At 71.0% G+C, this 18,988-nt stretch carries 19 protein-coding genes; 9 read left to right on the top strand and 10 right to left on the bottom strand.

Annotated features, from left to right (window positions below):
* Positions 1-92 precede the first annotated feature (92 nt).
* Positions 93-1,355, top strand: coding sequence for an ATP-binding protein (locus tag ABTW72_RS23135; protein WP_350861735.1), 1,263 nt, complete (start codon positions 93-95; stop codon positions 1,353-1,355).
* Here the strand turns inward: ABTW72_RS23135 and ABTW72_RS23140 are convergent.
* Complete coding sequence (locus ABTW72_RS23140; protein WP_350861737.1) at positions 1,262-1,630, bottom strand: tyrosine-type recombinase/integrase; 369 nt, start codon at positions 1,628-1,630, stop codon at positions 1,262-1,264. The two genes, ABTW72_RS23135 and ABTW72_RS23140, sit on opposite strands and share 94 nt — an antisense overlap.
* A 16-nt stretch (positions 1,631-1,646) precedes the next feature.
* Complete coding sequence (locus ABTW72_RS23145; RefSeq protein ID WP_350861739.1) at positions 1,647-2,171, bottom strand: hypothetical protein; 525 nt, start codon at positions 2,169-2,171, stop codon at positions 1,647-1,649.
* 237 nt (positions 2,172-2,408) lie between these two features.
* On the opposite strand from ABTW72_RS23145, the gene ABTW72_RS23150 reads away from it, so the two are divergent.
* Positions 2,409-2,729 carry an ArsR/SmtB family transcription factor gene (locus ABTW72_RS23150; RefSeq protein ID WP_350861741.1) on the top strand — a complete coding sequence of 107 codons (321 nt, stop codon included), beginning with the start codon at positions 2,409-2,411 and terminating at the stop codon, positions 2,727-2,729.
* Positions 2,726-3,208 carry an SRPBCC family protein gene (locus tag ABTW72_RS23155; protein ID WP_350861743.1) on the top strand — a complete coding sequence of 161 codons (483 nt, stop codon included), beginning with the start codon at positions 2,726-2,728 and terminating at the stop codon, positions 3,206-3,208. The genes ABTW72_RS23150 and ABTW72_RS23155 overlap by 4 nt, the downstream gene beginning before the upstream one ends.
* 113 nt (positions 3,209-3,321) lie before the next feature.
* Here ABTW72_RS23155 and ABTW72_RS23160 read toward each other — a convergent pair whose 3' ends face one another.
* Complete coding sequence (locus ABTW72_RS23160) at positions 3,322-4,056, bottom strand: hypothetical protein (protein ID WP_350861745.1); 735 nt, start codon at positions 4,054-4,056, stop codon at positions 3,322-3,324.
* A 59-nt stretch (positions 4,057-4,115) separates the two neighbouring features.
* On the opposite strand from ABTW72_RS23160, the gene ABTW72_RS23165 reads away from it, so the two are divergent.
* Together ABTW72_RS23165 and ABTW72_RS23170 are read left to right on the top strand one after the other, a co-directional pair.
* Positions 4,116-5,201: a Gfo/Idh/MocA family protein gene (locus ABTW72_RS23165; RefSeq protein WP_350861747.1), complete on the top strand. Its 1,086-nt coding sequence runs from the start codon at positions 4,116-4,118 to the stop codon at positions 5,199-5,201.
* A 120-nt stretch (positions 5,202-5,321) separates the two neighbouring features.
* A complete protein-coding gene (locus ABTW72_RS23170; protein ID WP_350861749.1) occupies positions 5,322-6,341 on the top strand; it encodes a hypothetical protein in 1,020 nt (339 codons plus the stop codon).
* A gap of 64 nt (positions 6,342-6,405) precedes the next feature.
* On the opposite strand, the gene ABTW72_RS23175 is transcribed toward ABTW72_RS23170, so the two are convergent.
* A complete protein-coding gene (locus ABTW72_RS23175) occupies positions 6,406-7,176 on the bottom strand; it encodes a DUF4352 domain-containing protein (RefSeq protein WP_350861751.1) in 771 nt (256 codons plus the stop codon).
* Between the two features lie 202 nt (positions 7,177-7,378).
* Positions 7,379-8,035: a 4'-phosphopantetheinyl transferase family protein gene (locus tag ABTW72_RS23180; protein ID WP_350861753.1), complete on the bottom strand. Its 657-nt coding sequence runs from the start codon at positions 8,033-8,035 to the stop codon at positions 7,379-7,381.
* 198 nt (positions 8,036-8,233) lie between these two features.
* On the opposite strand from ABTW72_RS23180, the gene ABTW72_RS23185 reads away from it, so the two are divergent.
* Complete coding sequence (locus tag ABTW72_RS23185; RefSeq protein ID WP_203122828.1) at positions 8,234-8,503, top strand: hypothetical protein; 270 nt, start codon at positions 8,234-8,236, stop codon at positions 8,501-8,503.
* A 47-nt stretch (positions 8,504-8,550) separates the two neighbouring features.
* On the opposite strand, the gene ABTW72_RS23190 is transcribed toward ABTW72_RS23185, so the two are convergent.
* From ABTW72_RS23190 to ABTW72_RS23200, 3 genes are all read right to left on the bottom strand, one after another.
* The gene (locus tag ABTW72_RS23190) at positions 8,551-9,333 is read right to left on the bottom strand and encodes a peptidase (protein WP_350861755.1); all 783 of its coding nucleotides are present in this window, start codon (positions 9,331-9,333) and stop codon (positions 8,551-8,553) included.
* Positions 9,333-10,610: a VWA domain-containing protein gene (locus ABTW72_RS23195; protein WP_350861757.1), complete on the bottom strand. Its 1,278-nt coding sequence runs from the start codon at positions 10,608-10,610 to the stop codon at positions 9,333-9,335. The genes ABTW72_RS23190 and ABTW72_RS23195 overlap by 1 nt, the downstream gene beginning before the upstream one ends.
* A gap of 365 nt (positions 10,611-10,975) precedes the next feature.
* Positions 10,976-12,634 carry a dolichyl-phosphate-mannose--protein mannosyltransferase gene (locus ABTW72_RS23200; protein ID WP_350861841.1) on the bottom strand — a complete coding sequence of 553 codons (1,659 nt, stop codon included), beginning with the start codon at positions 12,632-12,634 and terminating at the stop codon, positions 10,976-10,978.
* Between the two features lie 140 nt (positions 12,635-12,774).
* Here ABTW72_RS23200 and rsmI point away from each other — a divergent pair, with 140 nt between their 5' ends.
* Entirely contained in the window at positions 12,775-13,614 is an 840-nt protein-coding gene (gene rsmI / locus ABTW72_RS23205; protein WP_247669021.1) for a 16S rRNA (cytidine(1402)-2'-O)-methyltransferase, read from the top strand.
* A gap of 31 nt (positions 13,615-13,645) precedes the next feature.
* On the opposite strand, the gene ABTW72_RS23210 is transcribed toward rsmI, so the two are convergent.
* On the bottom strand, positions 13,646-14,704 hold the full coding sequence (locus ABTW72_RS23210; RefSeq protein ID WP_502892235.1) for a hypothetical protein: 1,059 nt from the start codon (positions 14,702-14,704) through the stop codon (positions 13,646-13,648).
* A 149-nt stretch (positions 14,705-14,853) separates the two neighbouring features.
* Between ABTW72_RS23210 and metG the strand changes: the two genes are divergently transcribed.
* Positions 14,854-16,656, top strand: coding sequence for a methionine--tRNA ligase (gene metG, locus ABTW72_RS23215; protein ID WP_350861761.1), 1,803 nt, complete (start codon positions 14,854-14,856; stop codon positions 16,654-16,656).
* Between the two features lie 42 nt (positions 16,657-16,698).
* Here metG and ABTW72_RS23220 read toward each other — a convergent pair whose 3' ends face one another.
* Positions 16,699-17,946: a hypothetical protein gene (locus ABTW72_RS23220; RefSeq protein WP_350861763.1), complete on the bottom strand. Its 1,248-nt coding sequence runs from the start codon at positions 17,944-17,946 to the stop codon at positions 16,699-16,701.
* Positions 17,947-18,075: 129 nt separating this feature from the next.
* On the opposite strand from ABTW72_RS23220, the gene ABTW72_RS23225 reads away from it, so the two are divergent.
* A complete protein-coding gene (locus ABTW72_RS23225) occupies positions 18,076-18,975 on the top strand; it encodes a TatD family hydrolase (RefSeq protein ID WP_350861765.1) in 900 nt (299 codons plus the stop codon).
* The last annotated feature ends 13 nt before the right edge of the window (positions 18,976-18,988 follow it).

Here is an 18,988-nt window from a genome sequence, read left to right on the forward strand (position 1 = left end):
GAACGCTACAGGCCCGCGAATCGAACATCGCCGAGCCGCAGATCGAAAGCATACCTGCCCGCAGATCGTAACCCTGCCGGGTATCATGACTCGTGCCCACACCGCACTTGATCCCCCGCCACGCCGCCGCGCAGGTCGACGCCGCACTCGCTGACACCCGCGTCGTGCTGATCAGCGGAGCACGCCAAGCAGGCAAGAGCACCCTGGTTCGCATTGTCGCGGGCGACCGGCTCGCCGAGCGCCGCGATCTCGACCGGGCGCAGGACCGGGCTGCGGCGATCGCCGACCCGGTTGGTTTCGTGGACTCCGCCGAACTGCTGGTGATCGACGAGATCCAGCGCGCTCCGGAACTGCTGCTGGCCATCAAGGCGGCCGTCGACGAGGACGTTCGTCCCGGCCGCTATCTGCTCACCGGCTCATCGCGACTGTTCGGCATGGTGGCTGCCCCGGACGCGTTGCCCGGCCGGATGGAAACCGTCGAGCTCTGGCCGTTCTCACAAGGCGAACTCGACGGCGAGCCGGACGGATTCGTCGACGCCGTCTTCGCTCTCGGCCCTGAACTGCGACACGAGTCGGACGTGACCCGCGCCGACTACGCGGCCAGGATCGTGCGAGGCGGCCTGCCCGAGGCCACGAACCGCGTCGACCCGCGGCGCCGCCAACGGTTCTTTGATGCGTATGTCCAAGCGCTCATCGATCGCGATGTGCGACAACTGTCCGACATCCAGCACAAGGGCGAGCTGCGCAAGCTGGTGCGCCTACTCGCCGCCAGATCCGCGACCATCACCGCCGCCAACGCCCTCGAATCCGCCCTCGGACTGAGCCGCCCGACGATCGCACGATACTTCCAGGCACTGGAAGAGATCTTCCTCATCAAGCGGATCCCCGGTTGGTCCCGAAATCTTGGCACCCGTTCAACTGCCGCGCCGAAACTGATCTTTGTCGACTCGGGCATCGCCGCCAACGAGATCGCGACCGACGCCCGCGCACTGCTCCGGCCTGGCGCATCGTTCGGCGCATTGCTCGAATCATTTGTCTTGTCCGAGCTGTCCCGCCAGCTCACCTGGTCGGAGCAGTCTGCCGACCTCTCTCACTACCGCGACCAGAGTAGGTACGAGGTCGACGCGGTGCTCGAGAACAGATCCGGGCAGGTGGTCGGGATTGAGGTCAAGGCAGCCACAACCGTTGGATCCGACGATTTCCGCGGATTACGCCGACTCGCCGACCGCCTCGGCGACGACTTCATCGCCGGCATCGTCCTCTACACCGGGACCTCGACACTGCCGTTTGGCGACAGGCTCCGCGCATTGCCGGTTAGTGCCTTGTGGCAGGTTGCCGGCCCACGGACAGGCTGACCGGGACGTTCGCCTCTGGCGGGCCTTCGGGCCCCGTTTTCGTTTGGCGCTCGCGTCGCGCAGAGCCCCGCTGATGATGTTGCGGCGGCGGTCTTTCTCGGCCACCAGTGGACGGAGGTTTCCAGCGTGATCCGCAGGCTGGAGTGCCGTAGCGCGTCCTGCGCGTCGCTGTGATCGCCACCCGAGGTGATCAGGCGGGTGGGGAAGTAGTGCCGCAGAGAGTGGAAGGTGCCTTCATCGGGCCAGCCGGCCGCGTTGCGCCAGGTTCGCCACATCTGCGACCACCGCTGGTCATGGGTCGGTCGATCTAAGGACGACCCGTCGAGTGACGTCCAGGTGCCGGGTGACGGTGTACCTGCCAGTGGAACCGACCTCAGGGGCCTCGCTGTTCCATCCCAGGGACGACCAGCAATCTTCGAAGCTCACCACGTATTCCCTGTTCGAGGTGAAGACGTGAGTGACGGTCGCGGTGACCACGGAGCCGATCGGAAATCGCGTCTTGATGGATAGCCACTCCTGGTCGCTCAGGCTGGTGGGCAGGTGGGTCCGTGAACGGAATCGCTCGTCGAGAGGAAGAAGGCGAACCTGACCCGGCCTGTGTTGGAGAACCTCGAACGTGGTCACCGTGCCAACTGGAGGCCAGTCATCCGGCTCGTGTGGCAGGACCACGACGTCAACGAAGCCCTCTGGCTCCTGGCCCAGGTCCACGAGCAACCCGATCGCCCCGGGCTTCGGTATGAGGACGACCTGACCCGTGATGTGCTCGCCCACTGGGAAGCGACGGCGGGCCGCGTCGAGCTTGTCCGGCTCCCACACGTCGCGAAACCTCCTCGACTGTCCCTGGATCGATGCGCCGAGGAACAGGCGCTACCGCTCACGATCATCTCGATCATGTCAAGCGCCTGGTGGGACACGAGTGTCAAGCATGTCCCGTGACCGGGCACTTGTTGGTTCTGAGCACGGGTGAAGCGCCGGGCCGCCATGGTTGTTGGCAGATCCGGGGCTTCGGTGATTCGCCTTGACGACTGTATCGGTAAGTCGTAGCTTTCGTTCGTGGTGACTTACGGAGCGCATGCGGGCTGGGAGGCGTTGGGCGACCCCAGCAGGCTCGCCATCGTCCAGCGCCTGGCCGAGCGGCCCCGTGCCGTGGGGGAGCTGGCGGACGAGCTGCCCATCAGTCGACCAGCCGTCTCGCAGCACCTCAAGGTGCTCAAGAGCGCGGGCCTGGTCGTCGACCAGGCGATGGGAACCCGTCGCGTCTACCGGCTCAGTCCGGTCGGGTTGGCCGCCCTGCGGGACCAGCTCGACACCTTCTGGCGCCGGGCGCTGGACGGCTATCAAGACATCGTTGACAAGACCGAGGAGTGTCCATGACGCAAGCAGCTACGGCGGTGGTCCGCCGACAGATCGTCGTCAACGCGCCGATCGAACAGGCCTTCACCGTCTTCACCGAGCGGTTCGGCGACTTCAAGCCACGCGAGCACAATCTGCTCCAGGTCCCGATCGCCGCGACCGTGTTCGAGCCCAGGGTCGGCGGGCACATCTACGACCGAGGTACCGACGGTAGCGAATGCCGGTGGGCACGAATTCTCGCGTTCGAGCCGCCGACCCGGGTCGTCTTCAGCTGGGACATCGGACCGACCTGGCAAGTCGAAGCCGACCCGGACCTCACCAGCGAGGTCGAAGTCCTATTCGTTGCCGAGACTCCAGACCGGACCCGAATCGAGCTGGAACACCGGCACCTCGACCGGCACGGCCCTGGCTGGGAGTCGGTCCGAGACGGAGTCGACAGCGATACTGGCTGGCCCCTCTACCTCAGCCGCTACCTCTCCCTCTTTGGCGGCGGCAGCTAACGGCACGACCCGGCAAAGGCCGTTTCCGTCAGTCGGAGACGGCCTTTTTGCGATCTCCCAGGTGCGTGACCGACCTTCCGACATCCCCGACGGCAGACCAGGCGTTGATCCACCTAGGAGAAGCGTTCGGTTGTCACCGGTATCAGGCCGTGCTGGCGCAGGACGTTCGTCAGCTCGGACAGGGTCGAGCCGAGCGCCGCGGTGGCGTCGGTCCTCAGCAGTGCTGTCATGTCGAGACACCAGGCCAGGGAGTGGCCGACGCGGCGCAGATCCCAGGTGAACTGGTCGCCGTGCTCGTCGAGACGACCGCTCGCGACTGACGCGGCAGTGCCGCCCGCCGGTGTCCGCCAGGCCGTCCGGAGGCTCGCCACCTGCTCGGCGCGAAGGTCCTTGGCGAAGAGGACGCGGTACACCCGCCGCTCGTGGAAGCCGGCCGGTGGCTGCGCCGGGCCGAGCCGCAGCGGCGGGGCGGTGGCGATCGGTTGATGGTCGAGGAAGTGCGTACGAAGCACCGACTCGTCCGGCAGTCGCCCACCACCGAGCGCGCGGTGGACGTCCTCGGCCTCCCGGCGGGAGGTGGGGAGCACCCGCGCCAGCACCTCGGGGTCGGTGCGCATGCCGCGGCTCAGCGCGGCAGAACTCCACCAGCCGGCCTCCGGCGTCCAGCCGGCGCTGTCCAGCCCCGTCGTGGTGAAGTCGTGATGGCGGGTGAACTCCTCGACGACGATCCCCTCCACAGTGGTGGCCGGGCTGCGGTCGTCGAGTCGAGGTAGGACGAGGTAGTAGTCCAGGGGCGGTCCCGCGTCGGGTATCAGCACGGGTACGGCGTGCAGCGGGTCGGTGGTCATCGGCACCACCGTAGCGAAGGAGAACGGCTAGCATCCGGACCTCTACGTGAGGAGCCCAGATGACTTCGGTGGCCCAGACCCGGTTCGGCATCGTCGGTAGCGGCTGGCGAGGTGAGTTCTTCCTTCGCCTGGCCCGGCTGCTCCCCGAGCGGTTCCGGGTGACCGGGGTGGTGACGCGCACCGAATCGCGGGGAGCTGTCGTGACGGCCGACTGGGGCGTGCCGACCTTCCGCACGACGGCGGAGTTGCTCGCCCACGAGCGGCCGGACTTCGTCATCGTGTCGGTGCCGTGGCCGGTGACACCAGAGGCGACCCGGGAGCTGGTGGCGGCCGGCGTACCGGTGCTCGCAGAGACGCCGCCCGCCCCCGACCTGGCGGGTCTGCGCTCGCTCTGGGCCGACGTCGGAGCCAGCGGCCTGGTGCAGGTCGCCGAGCAGTACCTGCTGATGCCCGGGCACGCGGCGCGGCTGGAGTTGGTCCGCGCCGGGGTGCTCGGCGAGCCGACCTCGGTCCAGATCTCCTCGACCCACCTGTACCACGCGGTCTCACTGATCCGGGGTCTGCTCGGCGTCGGTCACGAGAGCGCCGAGGTGAGCGCGCGCGCCTTCGTCGCGCCGCTGGCCAACCCGCTCTCGCCGGCCGGCTGGAGCGGCGACGACACCCCTCAGCAGCTGTCCACCACCCTCGCGACCATCGACTTCGGCGGGCGGATGGGGTTGTACGACTTCACCGACAACCAGTGGTGGAACCCGCTGCGCACCCGCCGGTTGGTGGTTCGGGGCTCGCGCGGTGAGCTGGTGGACGACCGGGTGGTCCGCCTGGTCGACCCGAGCACGCCGGTGGAGTCGTTGCTGACCCGGCGGCAGACCGGTCTCGACCTCAACCTGGAAGGGCTCGACCTCAAGCACATCAGCTTCGACGGCGACGTGGTCTACCGCAATCCGTTCGTCGGCAGCGGGATGTCCGACGACGACATCGCGGTGGCCGACATCGTCGCGCGGACCGGGGTGTGGGCCCGGGAGGAGGGCCCGGCTCCGTATCCCCTCGCCGAGGCCTGCCAGGACCACCTGATCAGCCTCGCCATCGAAGAATCGGTACGCACCGGCCAGCCGGTCGTCACCGCCACCGAGGCATGGGGACGGTAGCCCCGGTCGATCTACTTCTGTCCCTTGGCTGACAGTACGCAACCGAGAAGCCAGCTCACCTGTGGAGCCGAGTATCAACCGAATGCCCGGGAGTACCCGGGCCCCACACGGGGAGCAAGGATGAACCGAAGCACTCGACGCCGGATGCTCGCAGCCACCGCAACCGGTCTGCTGGCCACCTCTCTTGGCGTCGCTGTCTCCGCGACGGCGACCGCCGCGCCCGGCGGGGCGGCCCTCCGTACCTGCAAGATCAGTACGCTGCCGTACCCGACCGACACCTATCGCGCCGACGCGGACGCGGTCGACCCGACGGGTCGCTACGTCGCGGGCACGGCGCTGCGGGTCGGTGAGACCGACAACCAGTACCTGCTGCTGTTCTGGGACGGGCAGCGGGTCACCGAGCTGGAGTCGCAGGGCATGGCCACTCCCGTCGACATCAACGCCGACGGCGTGGTGATCGGCAACGGTTGGGGGGAGACCGGCTACGGGCAGCCGTGGAGGTACCGCGACGGCAAGCTCGAGCAGTTGCCGGTGCTGCCGTCCACCGGCATCTTCGTCAGCGCCATCAACGACGCCGGCGACATCGTCGGCTACGGCTCCGACATCGTCCCCGGGGAACTGGTCGCGCTGCGCTGGCCGGCCGCCCGTCCGGGCACTGTCGAGGTGCTCGACGCCCCGGTCGACGCCCAGGCAGGTGGAATCACGGACAACGGGACGATCGTCGGCAGCGCCGGACCCTTCGGAGACTGGAACAGCTGGGTCCGCCGGCCGAACGGCCGGATCGACGCGCTCACGTTCCCCGGCGCCGAGTGGAGCACGGCCAACGCGGCGGCGGGCCGCTGGGCGATCGGCCAGGTATGGCTGGGCGGCGGCACCAGCTCGACCAGCGTGCGGTGGGACCTTCGGAACGGCTCGCACACGTTGCTCGACAAGGAAATGACGGCACTGACCGATGTCAACGCCAAGGGCGTCGTGGTGGGTGGTGACCACGTTGCCAGGGGCACCACCTCCCGGGTCCTGCCGGGTGGCGGCGAAGGGGTGGTCGTCGGTGCGCGGTCCATCTCCGACTCGGGCACCATCGTCGGGTTCCGCAACGTCCTCGCCGACCGGTTGACTCCGGTGCGCTGGACGGGCTGCTGACCCACCGACTCTCCCACCGCGTGGGGCCGGCCCGGACGGGTCGGCCCCACGCCGCGTCAGCGCGTCACGGCTTCCAGGAACCGGCGGTCTGGAACTGGTCCTGGTACTCCAACGCGCCCGAGGTGTCGTGCACGTCGAACACCACGCTGCCGCTGCGTCTGGTGCCAGCGGTCAGGTCGTCGACGGCCGGCATCGGTTTGCCGCAGCCGGAGAAGGCTCCACCGATCGCGGTGGTCTTGGTGCCGTCGGCGGCGACCCACTGAAAGTAGAGCGGGTTCGTCGACGCGGTGCCCTTGGTGACAGCCACCGTCACGTCGGCGATCACGTACATGCCCTCGCCGGGCTTCAGTCCGTGGGACTTGCAGGGTTTGGTGGCGCTGCTGAACTTCGTCACGGTGATCTCGACGGTGCCTGCCTCGCTGTTGACGACCAGGGTGTCGCCCGGCGACATGTCGCGGGTGGCGCCGTTCGCCGGCCGTGGGGTCGGCGGGGTGGCCTGTGCCTCGCTCACCGTGGTCGAGGTGCCCTTGGTGCCGATGACGACCGCCACGATGCCGCCGGCGCAGGTGAGCAGGGTGAGTACGGCCGCGGTGACCGCGACGAGCACGACGGACTTCTTGGCGCGGTCCGTCTGCGCCAGGGGTGGTGCGATGATCGGGTAGCCGGGGCCACCGGGTGCCCGATATCCACCGCCACTGCCCGTGTACCCGCCGGCCGCCGGATACGCAGCCCCCGAGAACGGCGGCTGCGGTGTCGCCGCGAACGAGCGGGGCGGCTGCTGCGGGTTCGGTTGTCGGGGGTCGTGCGGCCTGACGCGGGGCTGGGGGTGGGTCACCGTACTCCTTGACGCTTCGGTACGTGCGGTGCGGGAACTCTTCGACGTTACCGTGGGTGGCGGAGCGTCCAGTGGCCACGCCAGAGGGCTTCCCACCGCGAGGATTCGAAACCGCTCTGGCCAGCGTGGACAGTGTTCAACCGGTCACCGAACGCCAATGTGGATGGGTATCGCATTCATCGCTATGAGTAACCAGGCGAGGTCAATGTGCTGAAAGCGCGGCGGCGGTGCGGACCAGCCCGTCGACGATCACGAAGCGGCCGCTGATCGATGTTGGCGGGTCGTCGACCCCCGCCGCGTCCACCCGGGCCGGTGCGATCCGGGCAGTGAACGTGCCGGCATCCGGATCGACGTCGAGTCGGGCGTCGTGGAAGTTCAACCAGCCGCGCACGACCGGATGCCACACCTTGTAGACGGTCTCCTTCGCACTGAACAGCACGACCGGCCAGTGGGTGCCGCTGGGTAGCCGGGCGCAGGTGGCCTCCTCCTCGGGCAGCAGCACGCGTCGGCGTACTCCCGGATTGACCTCGCGGTGCCGCTCGGCGTCCATTCCGACGGACCGGATGTCGGTGGTGTGCGCCGCCGCGGCGGCGCAGTAGCCGGCGGTGTGGGTGATGCTGCCGACCACCCCGGCCGGCCAGACCGGCGCGCGGTCGGCCGCGGCCGGCACGGCGGTCGTCGGCAGGCCGAGGTCGCGCAATGCCCTGCGGGCGCAAATCCTCCCCGCGGCGAAGTCCCGCCGACGGGTCTGCACCGCCCGCTCGCCGAGACATGCCTGCTCAGCGGGGAGCAACTCGCCCGTCCAGTCCTCGGGCCCGGCGACGGCGACCGCGACCGTCGATGGCAGCAGGTCACGCATTCCGGTGACCTACTGGTCGGTAGGAATGACGCATGGAGTTAACCGTCAAATTTCCGACTCCCACGACCGCCGAAGGTACCGCAAAGATGTAACACCGGAGGGACGCGCAGCGCCCTCCCTGATGGCTCCGGGGGGACCACCATCAATGCTGGCCGGCACGGCAGCCGCCAGTCCCGTGGACATCTGGAAGGACGTGCGATGACCGATGGCCTGGAACGGCCGGGGGTGCGGGCTGACGAACACGCCCCGAAGACCCCCTGCTGGAGCTGCGGCTCCTGCGGTGACGAGTGGCCGTGCGCGACGAAGCGCACCCGGCTGCTGGCGGAGTACGGAGGTGATCGCGCCATGCTCAGCGTCTATCTGGGCTCCTGCCTCGCCGCCGCCACCGAGGATCTGCGCGCGGCCCCGGTGATGTCGCTCCAGGACCGGTTCATCGGCTGGTTGCCGCGCGGCTCCCGGCGTAGCTGAATCTCTGGTGGCCCCGCTGCTGGGGCGGGGCCACCAGATGTGGCGTTTCAGGGACGTCGAGGGCGCCGGGTCACCGCGAAGCCGAACACGCCGGCCACCGCGGCGAGCACGCCACCGATGCCGGTCCAGACCCAGCGCGAGCCGAGATCCGGCAACCAGTCCGCCAGCGAGCCGCTCTCGTCGTCGGCCTCCGCGTCCACCGGGGGTACGGCGTTGAGCACCGTGCCGGCCTTGGTGTTCGGCACCAGCGGGGCGGCCAACTCGCCGTCGTCAGCCGAGGCGCCCCGGTCGGCGATGGTGCCGACCAGCAGGTCGACGTCGATCGGCGCACCCAGGTCCGGCTCCGGCAGCTCGATCACGGAGAGTCGGACGACGTACGTGCCGGGCAGTGGGTCGGCCGACCAGGGCTCCGCCCACGACCGCACCTCGCGCAGCGTGCAGCCCAGCACCACGTTCGACGCCTTCGCGTCCACTGTCGGGGTCTGGGCCCCCGCCGTGCACGCCTGGCGTCGGCGCAGCCCGTCGAAGACGTCCACCGTCCAGGTGGAGGCGCCGCTGCGTCCCTTCGGGAAGGTGACGGTGGCGTTGATCTCGTGCACCTGGCCGGCCGTCGCCGGGAACGACCAGTAGAGGTGGTCGCCGATCGAGGCGTCCACCCGTACCGGCTGGCCGGCGGTGATCGGGGTGGCGGTGAGGAACGACGTGCCGGCACGGTTCACCGGCGTGGCACCCGGGGAGGGGGTCGGTGCGGCCACGGCCGCAGCGGGCAGCAGAGCGGCCACGCCGGCGGCGAGCAGCGCCGCCGTCGACCGGAACAGTGCGGTACGCATCAGTTCTCCCTCCAGGTGGCGACCCACCAGCGGGTGAGCAGACCGGCGAGCAGACCGGTGATCAGCCCGGCGATGGTGAGCAGGGCGAGCAGCACCCAACCCCGGCCGAGGTCCGGTCCGTCCGGTGCCGGTGCGGCGGCGACCACGTCGATGGTCAACTCCACCGGCATGCCCGGGGTGGCCGCGGTGCCGGGACGCGGGGCGAACGAGTTGCTGACCACCAGGCAGACGGTGGTGGGTTCGACGACCGGCGCGGAGCTCTGCTCGGTCTCGGCGGCATCCTCGTCGTCGGCGGTGGCCGACCAGCGCAGCCCGGCGGAGAGAACGTCGGCCCGCCCGCTGCCGGCGTCCGCGCCCCGGACGAGTTCCCGGCCGTCGGCCGCGGTGGCCCGCAGCAGCACCCCGTAGTCCCGGTTGACGGCCCGGTCCAACGCCATGCTCACCGAAGCCCGCAGCTCCTGCCCGGGGCGGATCGGCACCCGGTAGTAGCGGTGCTCGGAGAACGCCTCCCGGTCGGCGTACACGCCGGGGGCGAGCAGTGGGGCCGAGTCGCACGCGCTCGTGCCGCCGACCACGGTCGGGGCCCGGGTGTGCGTGTCCGCGGCCCGCTCGACGAGCTGTTTGATCCGGTCGGTCAGCTCCTCGGCGCTCTGCGCGGCGGTGTAGGTCCCGCCGGTCGCGCTGGCGATGCAGAGCAGTTGCCGGCGAACCTTCTCGTCGGGGGCCAGACCGAGGGTGTCGACGACCAGGCTGGTGCCCTGGGCGGCCAGTTCCCGGGCCACCTCACACGGGTCCGGCGGAGCGCAGGTGTCCTCGCCGTCGGTGATCAGCACGATCCGCCGGGTGGTGGCCCCGGTGCCCAGGTCCTGCGCGGCGGAGCGCAGCGCCAGCCCGACCGGAGTGAACCCGGTCGGCCGAAGTGTCGCCACCGCCGCCTTGGCAGCGGACCGGTCCACCGGCCCGACCGGCACGATCTGCTGGGTGTCCTGGCAACCGACCTTCTTGTCCTTGCCGCGGTAGGTCGCGCCGAGCACCCGGATGCCGAGCTGTGTCTCCTCGGGCAGCGCGTCAACCACCTCGTTGAAGGCCTGCTGGGCGACCGAGATCCGGGTGCGTCCGTCGATGTCGGCGGCGCGCATCGACCCGCTGACATCCAGCACCAGCTCGACCCGGGGCGGCTCGGGGGCCGGCTCCTCGTCGGCCTGCGCCGGCCCGGTCAGCGCGGTGGTCGCCAACAGTCCAAGAAGGACCGCCGTCGATCGTCTGAAGTTGATCACGATCCGCAGTGTAGTGAGATCCACTTTGGATGATCGTTTGGGTGGAGGCGTGCGGAACCGACGACTCCGGCCGGGCCGGGGATCGCCTCTGACCGGCCGCGCCCGCGCTCAGGGTCCACGGCGGGTCACCCTCGGTCAACTGTGCGAGGGAAGCTGTCGGCTCGGCCAGCATCCGTCGGAAATCTGACCCAAGTCGACCCGTTGTGCCGGTGGTGCGCGGTGGTTAAGCTCTTCTTGCGCGCCCCAATCGCCCGCTTCCCCCGTGGCAGGCGATCGGGGCGCGCGTCTTTGTCAAGAAGGGCCCGCACGCTTCGGCGTGCGGGCCCTTCTTCCGTCGCACTGTGCGGCGCGTCGCGTGTCGATGCTTATATCCACCGGCCGTCGAGCCACATCCGCGACAGCCAGTCCGAGTACGGGATCACCCGACCCACGAAGATCGGATAGAAGTACGCGAAGCAGAGCGCCACCAGCAGCACGTACGCCCCCGCCGCGATGCTGCCCACCAGTCGGCGCTCATAACTCGGGTCACCGGGCACCAGCGGCGCCACCGCACCCACGTCACCCCCGGCGGGCGCGATCAGTGCGCCCAGCACGTACACCACGGCCAGCACCAGGAACGGCACCGCCGGCGCGGCGTAGAACGAGAACATCGTCCGGCCGTCGAGGGCGAACCAGAACCACGGGAGCAGCCCGGCGGCCACGGTGAGCAGGATCGCGCCGGCCCGCCAGTCCCGACGGGCCACACCCAGCCAGGCCAGCGCCACCAGGGCGGGCAGGAACGACCACCAGAGCAGCGGGGTGCCGAGCAGCAGGATCTCGGAGGCGCAGCTCGCCGCGCCGCAGACGCCGTCGCCGGCGTAGTGGAACGCCACCGGCCGACCCAACAGCAGCCACTGCCACGGCCACGACTGGTACTTGTGCGCGTCATCAAGCTGGGCGTGGAAGCCGTACGCCGCGCGGTGGTATTCGAAGAGATTGATCAGCGGGCCGATGACCGGCCGGTCGCTGAGCCGGGAGCCCGGGTAGGACGACGCGAGCCGGTAGTAACCGTCGTCGGTGAGCAGCCAGCCCGACCAGGTGGCGAGGTAGGTGCCCAGCATGAGCACGCCGGCGAGCACCAACCAGGGCAGCTCGTCGACGAGCGCGTCCCGCCAGGGCCGGCGGACGCCCGCCGAGCGGCGGACGCCGACCTCCCAGAAGAGCACCAGCAACGCGAAGGCCGGCACGAAGTACAGGGCGCTCCACTTCACCGCGCAGGCGCAGCCGATCAGCACCCCGGCCGCCAGCCGCCACCACGGCCAGGTGCGCCAACCGGTCGGCGGACGGCCGGCCCGGCCCGGCTGGCTCGGATCGAGCCCGTCGTCCAGGGCCCGTGCCCAGCGTCGACGGCGGGCGTCCCGATCGAGCACCAGCGCGCCGAACGCCGCCAGCACGAAGAAGAGCAGGAAGATGTCGAGCAGGGCCGCGCGGGACAGCACCAGGTGGAAGCCGTCCAGGGCGAGCAGCAGGCCGGCCGCGCAGCCGAGCACCGTCGAGCGGAACATCCGCCGACCGATGCGGACCAGTAGCAGCACCGACAGCGTGCCGATCACCGCCGCCGAGAAGCGCCAGCCGAACTCCGGCGCGGTGGTCATCAGGTGCCCGGGGACGGAGACCTTGGAATCGGCGTCCTGATAGCCGAACGCCCACTCGCCGACGCCGATCAACCACTTGCCCAGCGGCGGGTGCACCACGTACGACGGGACGTTGTCCTTGTAGTTCCACTCCACGCCACGCGAGATCAGCCCGTAGGCGTCCTTGGCGTAGTACGTCTCGTCGAAGATCTTGCCCTTCGGGCTGGACAGCCCGACGAAGCGCACGATCGCCGCGATGGCCACCACCACTGCCGTGGCCAGCCAGGAGAACCGGTCGACCTGGGTGTCGACGGTGGCGAACCGTCGCCGGACCACCGCGGCCACCCCGCCGCCCTCGGCGCTCGGTGTCGTCGGCTCCTGGGTGGCACTGGGCTCGCCCACCTGGATCATCTTGTCCGGATCGGCGCTCGGGCTCTGCGCTGTCGACGCACTCGTCACCCGGCGATCGTAGGCTGCCAAGGTGGCCGGTGGCGTCCGTCGTCCCTGATACCGGTATTCCCAGCAATGAAGGAGACGAATCCGTGGGTGAAATGTCCGAAGTTGGGCGCCTGATTCTGCTCGGTGCCCCGCTCGGCAACCCCGCCGACGCCTCGGCCCGCCTCCGGGAGGTGCTGATCAGCGCCGACGTGGTCGCCGCCGAGGACACCCGCCGGCTCACCCGGCTGGCCCGCGATCTCGACCTCACCGTCGGCGGTCGAATCGTCTCCTACTTCGAGGGCAACGAGGAGCGGCGCACCCCCGAGCTGGTCGAGGCCATCCTCGGCGGGTACGTGGTGGCGCTGGTCACCGACGGTGGGATGCCCAGCGTCTCCGACCCCGGCTACCGGCTGGTCCGCGCCACGTTGGACGTCGGGGCGCCGGTCACCGTCGCCCCCGGGCCCAGCGCGGTCACCACCGCGCTGGCCGTCTCCGGGCTGCCCTGCGACCGGTTCTGCTTCGAGGGCTTCCTGCCCCGTACCCCCGGCGGCCGCCGATCCCGGCTGCGCGCCCTCGCCGCCGAGGAGCGCACCCTGGTCTTCTTCGAGGCCCCGCACCGGATCGGGGCGACGCTCACCGACCTGGCCGACACGTTCGGGGCGGACCGACCGGCCGCGCTCTGCCGCGAACTCACCAAGACCTACGAGGAGGTGCTCCGCCGCCCCCTCGGCGAGCTGGCCCGGTGGGCCACCGAGGGGGACCCGCGCGGAGAGATCACCCTGGTGGTGGCCGGAGCGCCGGTGACCGCGGCCGAACGCCCCGACGACGACACCCTGCGCGCCGCCGTCGCCGAGCGGGAGGCCGCCGGCCGGTCCCGTCGGGACGCCATCACCGACGTCGCCACCGAGTACGCGCTGCGCCGGCGGGACGTCTACACGATCGTGCACAGCTGACCGACGTCGTCCGGTCCGCCGGACGGCGGGTTCACCACGCGGCGACCAGGAAGCCGACGGTGATCAGCGTGGGGCCGGCGATGGCGGCGGCCACGGCCCAGCGGCGGTGCCGGCGACCGGGCAGCCGGGCCGACCCGGTCCACCGGACGATGCCGCCGGTGCAGGCCAGCACCACCAGCAGACCGGGCACCCACCGCAGGTGCCGGGCCACGCCGACGTCCGCGTACGCGGTGCCGCTGTCCGGGCCGGTCATCCGCGCCGGCAGCGCGGTGCCGCCCGTGCTCTGCTCGACGGGCACGCCGCTGACCCGGACGCCATGGGCGATGAACCGCCCGTCCTCGGCCGTGAAGATCCCCCGGCACCGCAGGGTGAGCCCGCCGCCGGAGCAGTCGTCGATCACCACGGTGCCCGTCCGGGCATGCCCGACCGCGAGCCAGAACGGGCCGGCGCTGACCCAGGCGAAGAAGGCCGCGACCAGGCTCAGCACCACCAGCGCGGCGAGCCCGGGCAGCGGATCCGGCGGTGGGGGCGTGCGGCCGGGTGCCCGGCGCAGCGCCAGCCGGAAGCCGCGAAACCGCGCCGGTGCCGCGTCCTCGCGGACCGGGGTGCCGTCCCAGTGCACCTGCTCGATCGGCGCCCAGAAGGCGCCGCCGCCGTCGTCCGGCGGGTCGCCGTCGGACCGATGGTCGCGCTGCCGGCGGCCCTGCTGCCGGACCGGCACCCGACGCGGCACCGCGTCCACCGGCGCGCCGGTGGTCGGCTCCACCTCGACGGTCTCCGCGCCGGCAGGTGCCGAGCCGGCCGGCGGGCCCGACGAGCCGGGCCGGACCGGGCGGGGTACGGGCGCCCCCGGGGTCGGGCGGGTCGGTGTGGGTGACGGCACCGTCGGCGTGGGGCGGGCCGGGGCGGACCTCCCCGCCGGGGTGGGCCGCTGCGCACCCGGATCGGCGCTGGGCACGAGCCGGGGCTGCGGCGCGACCCCGGCGACCCCGGACGTGGCGGGCTCGGGCCCCGGGTCGCCGCCGACCGCCGGCCCGGTGGGACGCTCCTCGTGGTCCCGCGCCGCTCCTCTGCCCGTCACGACGTTCATTGCACACCGCGCCAGGAGACGAAACGGGCAGGTGAGCCGCGTGTCGACGACAAATCGGACCAACGGGCGAGCTGGTTGGCCCGGTCCGCCGGTCGGGCACCCCCCATTGGTTCGCGAACGCCCCGGACGGGTCACTAGGCTCACTGCTCATGAGTCACGTTCTCGCGGCAGTGGCCTGGCCGTACGCCAACGGCCCCCGCCACATCGGCCACGTCTCCGGTTTCGGCGTTCCCTCCGACGTCTTCGCCCGGTACATGCGGATGGCCGGCCACGACGTGCTCATGGTCTCCGGCACCGACGAGCACGGCACCCCGATCCAGGTGCAGGCCGACGCCGACGGGGTGACCCCGCGCGAGCTGGCCGACCGGTACAACAGGGTGATCGTCGAGGACCTGCACGGCCTCGGTCTCTCCTACGACCTGTTCACCCGCACCACCACCCGCAACCACTACGCGGTGGTGCAGGAGTTGTTCGAGGGGATGTACCGCAACGGCTACATCGTGCCGAAGACCACCATGGGCGCGATCTCCCCGTCCACCGGACGCACCCTGCCCGACCGCTACATCGAGGGCACCTGCCCGATCTGCGGGTACGACAGCGCCCGCGGTGACCAGTGCGACAACTGCGGCAACCAGCTCGACCCGATCGACCTGATCAACCCCAAGTCGCGAATCAACGGAGAGACTCCGAAGTTCGTCGAGACCGAGCACTTCTTCCTGGACCTGCCGGCCCTGGCCGAGGTGCTGCGGCAGTGGCTGGACACCCGCGAGGGGTGGCGGCCCAACGTGCTGCGGTTCTCCCGCAACCTGCTCGACGACCTCCAGCCCCGGGCGATCACCCGTGACCTGGAGTGGGGCGTACCGATCCCGCTCGACGGCTGGCGCGACCGGCCGGACAAGCGCATCTACGTGTGGTTCGACGCCGTGATCGGCTACCTGTCCGCCTCGATCGAATGGGCCCGCCGCTCGGGCGACCCGGACGCGTGGCGGAAGTACTGGTCCACCGACGGCGCGGGGAAGGACGCCCAGTCCTACTACTTCATGGGCAAGGACAACATCGTCTTCCACTCGGTGATCTGGCCGGCGCTGCTCTCCGGCTACTCCGGCGAGGGCTCCCGTGACGGTGAGCCGGGCGAGCTGGGTCGGCTCAACCTGCCCACCGAGGTGGTCTCGAGCGAGTACCTGACCATGGAGGGGCGCAAGTTCTCCTCGTCCCGCAAGGTGGTCATCTACGTTCGCGACTTCCTGGAGCGCTACGACGCCGACGCGCTGCGTTACTTCATCGCCGCCGCCGGCCCGGAGAGCAACGACACCGACTTCACCTGGGCCGAGTTCCTGCGCCGCAACAACGACGAGTTGGTCGCCGGTTGGGGCAACCTGGTCAACAGGTGCGTCTCGATGGCCGCGAAGAACTTCGGGGCGATCCCGCCGGTCGACCCGGCCGGGCTCACCGAGGCTGACGAGGCGCTGCTCGCTGTCGCCCGGACCGGGTTCACCACGGTCGGCGACCTGATCGGCCGGCACCGGCAGAAGCAGGCGATCGGTGAGGCCATGAAGGTCGTCGCCGAGGCCAACAGGTACCTCTCCGAGCAGGCGCCCTGGAAGCTCAAGGACGAGGCGGACAAGCCCCGGATGGGCACCATCCTGCACGTCGCCCTTCAGGTGATCAGCGATGCCAACACACTGCTCACCCCGTTCCTGCCGCACTCCGCGCAGCAGGTGCACGAGTTGCTCGGCGGCACCGGCGTGCACGCGCCGATGCCGGTGATCGAGCAGGTCGACGACCTGGACGGCGGGCCGGCGTACCCGGTGCTCACCGGGGACTACACCGTCGGCGCGCGCTGGGAGTCGGTGTCGATCGAGGCGGGTCGCCCGCTGGCCGCGCCGAAGCCGGTGTTCCGCAAGCTCGACCCGTCGATCGTCGACGAGGAACTGGCCCGGCTCGCCGACTGAGCGCACGACGCGCGGCGGCGGCTGCCCCGCCGCCGCGCACTGTCACATCACGTACCGGGTGTCCATCACCTGGTCGTCGGTCACCTCGGCGCCCGGCGCCCAGGCCTCGTAGACGCCGCGTTCCTGGCACTGCGCGCCGGTCGCGACCACGGTGTCCGGGTTCGGGTAGCGCAGGCGCACCCGCAGCCAGCCGGCCTCCTCCCGCAGCACCAGGCACGGCACCCCCCGCCACTGGGCGAACCGGACCCGGCGGGCCACCGCGTCCACCGGGTAGCGGGCCGCCCGGGTCATCGCCAGCACCCGGAACCCACCGGGTAGGTCGGCGACCGCCTCGTACTCACTGTCGCCGTACATCCCGACCAGTTGGGTGGAGCGGGGGGCGTCGGCGTTCGGCACGTACTCCTGGTCCGGGGAGAGGCCCGGCACCGCGGCCAGCAGGTGCCGCCACTGCGGGCCCACCATCCGCAGCCACCCGCGCTGCTCGGCCTGGTAGGTGTACAGGACCACCTCCACCCCCTCCGCCGGGTACGCGATGAGGGCGGCGTTCGCCGGCATCGGCAGGTCGGCGAAGTCCCGGGTGATGAACTCCGGGATGAGCTGACCGTTGCTGGGCACGAAGCCGGTGCCGAGCACCGGGGCGCCGAGCCGGTCCCGGGAGGCCAGCGCGGTCAGGCCGCGGTGTGCCGGGCCCACCGGCACGTCGTAGTCACCCGGGTCGGACGCGCGCCAGCGCAGCGCGTACGCCACGTCCGGCCCGTCCCGGCCAGCGTCACCATCCGTACGCAGCACCGTCGTCGTCGCCGGCGTACGCAGGTGCGCCACGTCGTGCTCGCGGTAGCAGAAGCCGTGCGGCAGCCAACCCCGTACGTAGCCGGCGAGCTGCTGGGCCGAGAGCACCTTCATCATCCGGGTGCCCCGCCGGACCACCGCCGACGCGCGCGCCGCCGCCAGCATCGGGTCGCCCGCCGCCGCCGGCTGCTGGCTGAGCTGGTGCAGGTACGCCCAGCCCCGCTCGCGGTGAGCGGGCATCAGCAGCGGCGTCTCCGGCTCGTCGGCCGGCTCCGCCGCCCCGTGCACCGCGGTCACCTCGGTGACGTGCACGAACCGGTGCCACGGCAGGGCGCTACCCGGGCGGGGTGCCCACTCGAAGCCGGCCACCTCGTCGGCGCTGAACAACTCGTACGCGGCGCCTCGGGCGATCTCCTCGGCCGGGTACACGCCGCCGCCGAACGCCACGTGCAGTCCGGTCCGTTCGCCGGCGCTGCCACCGGCCTGGGGGGTGACGCTCATGCCGTCGCCTCGCTGCTCGGTGGGATGAGGTCCGCACGCTGTCGCGTCCGCTCGTGAGCGACCGTAGAGTCGCGCGGCGTAGTCGGGGTGAACGTCGGGTGGCGGGCAGATGGACAGGCCCGGTGTGTGATGCTGTCGCTGATGAGCGAGCCCACTGAATCCCGCCGCGAGCGTGCCGCCCGGCGGGCCGGAGAGTTTCCGCCCGCCCCCGAGTCGTTGCCCCGGGCGGTGCTGGACAGCCACACCCACCTGGACATCACGGTCAGCGAGGCCGGTGTGCCCGGCGGCGGGCCGGCCGACGACCCGGTTGCCGTGGCCATCGCGTTGGCCACGAAGGTCGGCGTGGACCGGCTCGTCCAGGTGGGCGTGGACGTCGCCTCCTCCCGGTGGGGCGCGGACACCGCCGACCGGTACCCCGCCGTGCTGGCCACCGTGGCGTTGCACCCCAACGAGGCGCCCCGGCTCGGCGACCTCGACGAGGCGTTGCGGGAGATCGAGTCACTCGCCGCCCGCGACCGGGTCCGGGGGATCGGCGAGACCGGAATGGACTTCTTCCGGACCGGCGACGAGGGGCGTGCCGCGCAGGAGCAGAGTTTCCGGGCGCACATCGCCATCGCCAAGCGGTACGACAAGACGCTGGTCATCCACGACCGCGACGCGCACGCCGACGTGCTGCGGATCCTCGACGACGAGGGCGCTCCCGACCGGGTGGTGCTGCACTGCTTCTCCGGCGACGCCGACTTCGCCCGTGAGTGCGTCCGGCGTGGCTACCTGCTGAGCTTCGCCGGCACCGTCACCTTCGGCAGCGCGACGGCGCTGCGCGAGGCTGCCGCGCTCACCCCGGTGGATCAGATGCTGGTGGAGACCGACGCCCCCTACCTCACCCCGATGCCGTACCGCGGCCGGCCGAACGCGTCGTACCTGATTCCGCTCACCGTCCGGGCGCTCGCCGCGACCACGGGCAGCGACCTGGACGAGCTGTGCGCGGCCATCTCCGCCACCGGCGACCGGGCCTTCGGCCCGTGGTGAGCCCGGCCCGACG

It is taken from the genome of Micromonospora sp. NPDC127501 (genome assembly GCF_040302185.1).
Taxonomy (GTDB): domain Bacteria; phylum Actinomycetota; class Actinomycetes; order Mycobacteriales; family Micromonosporaceae; genus Micromonospora.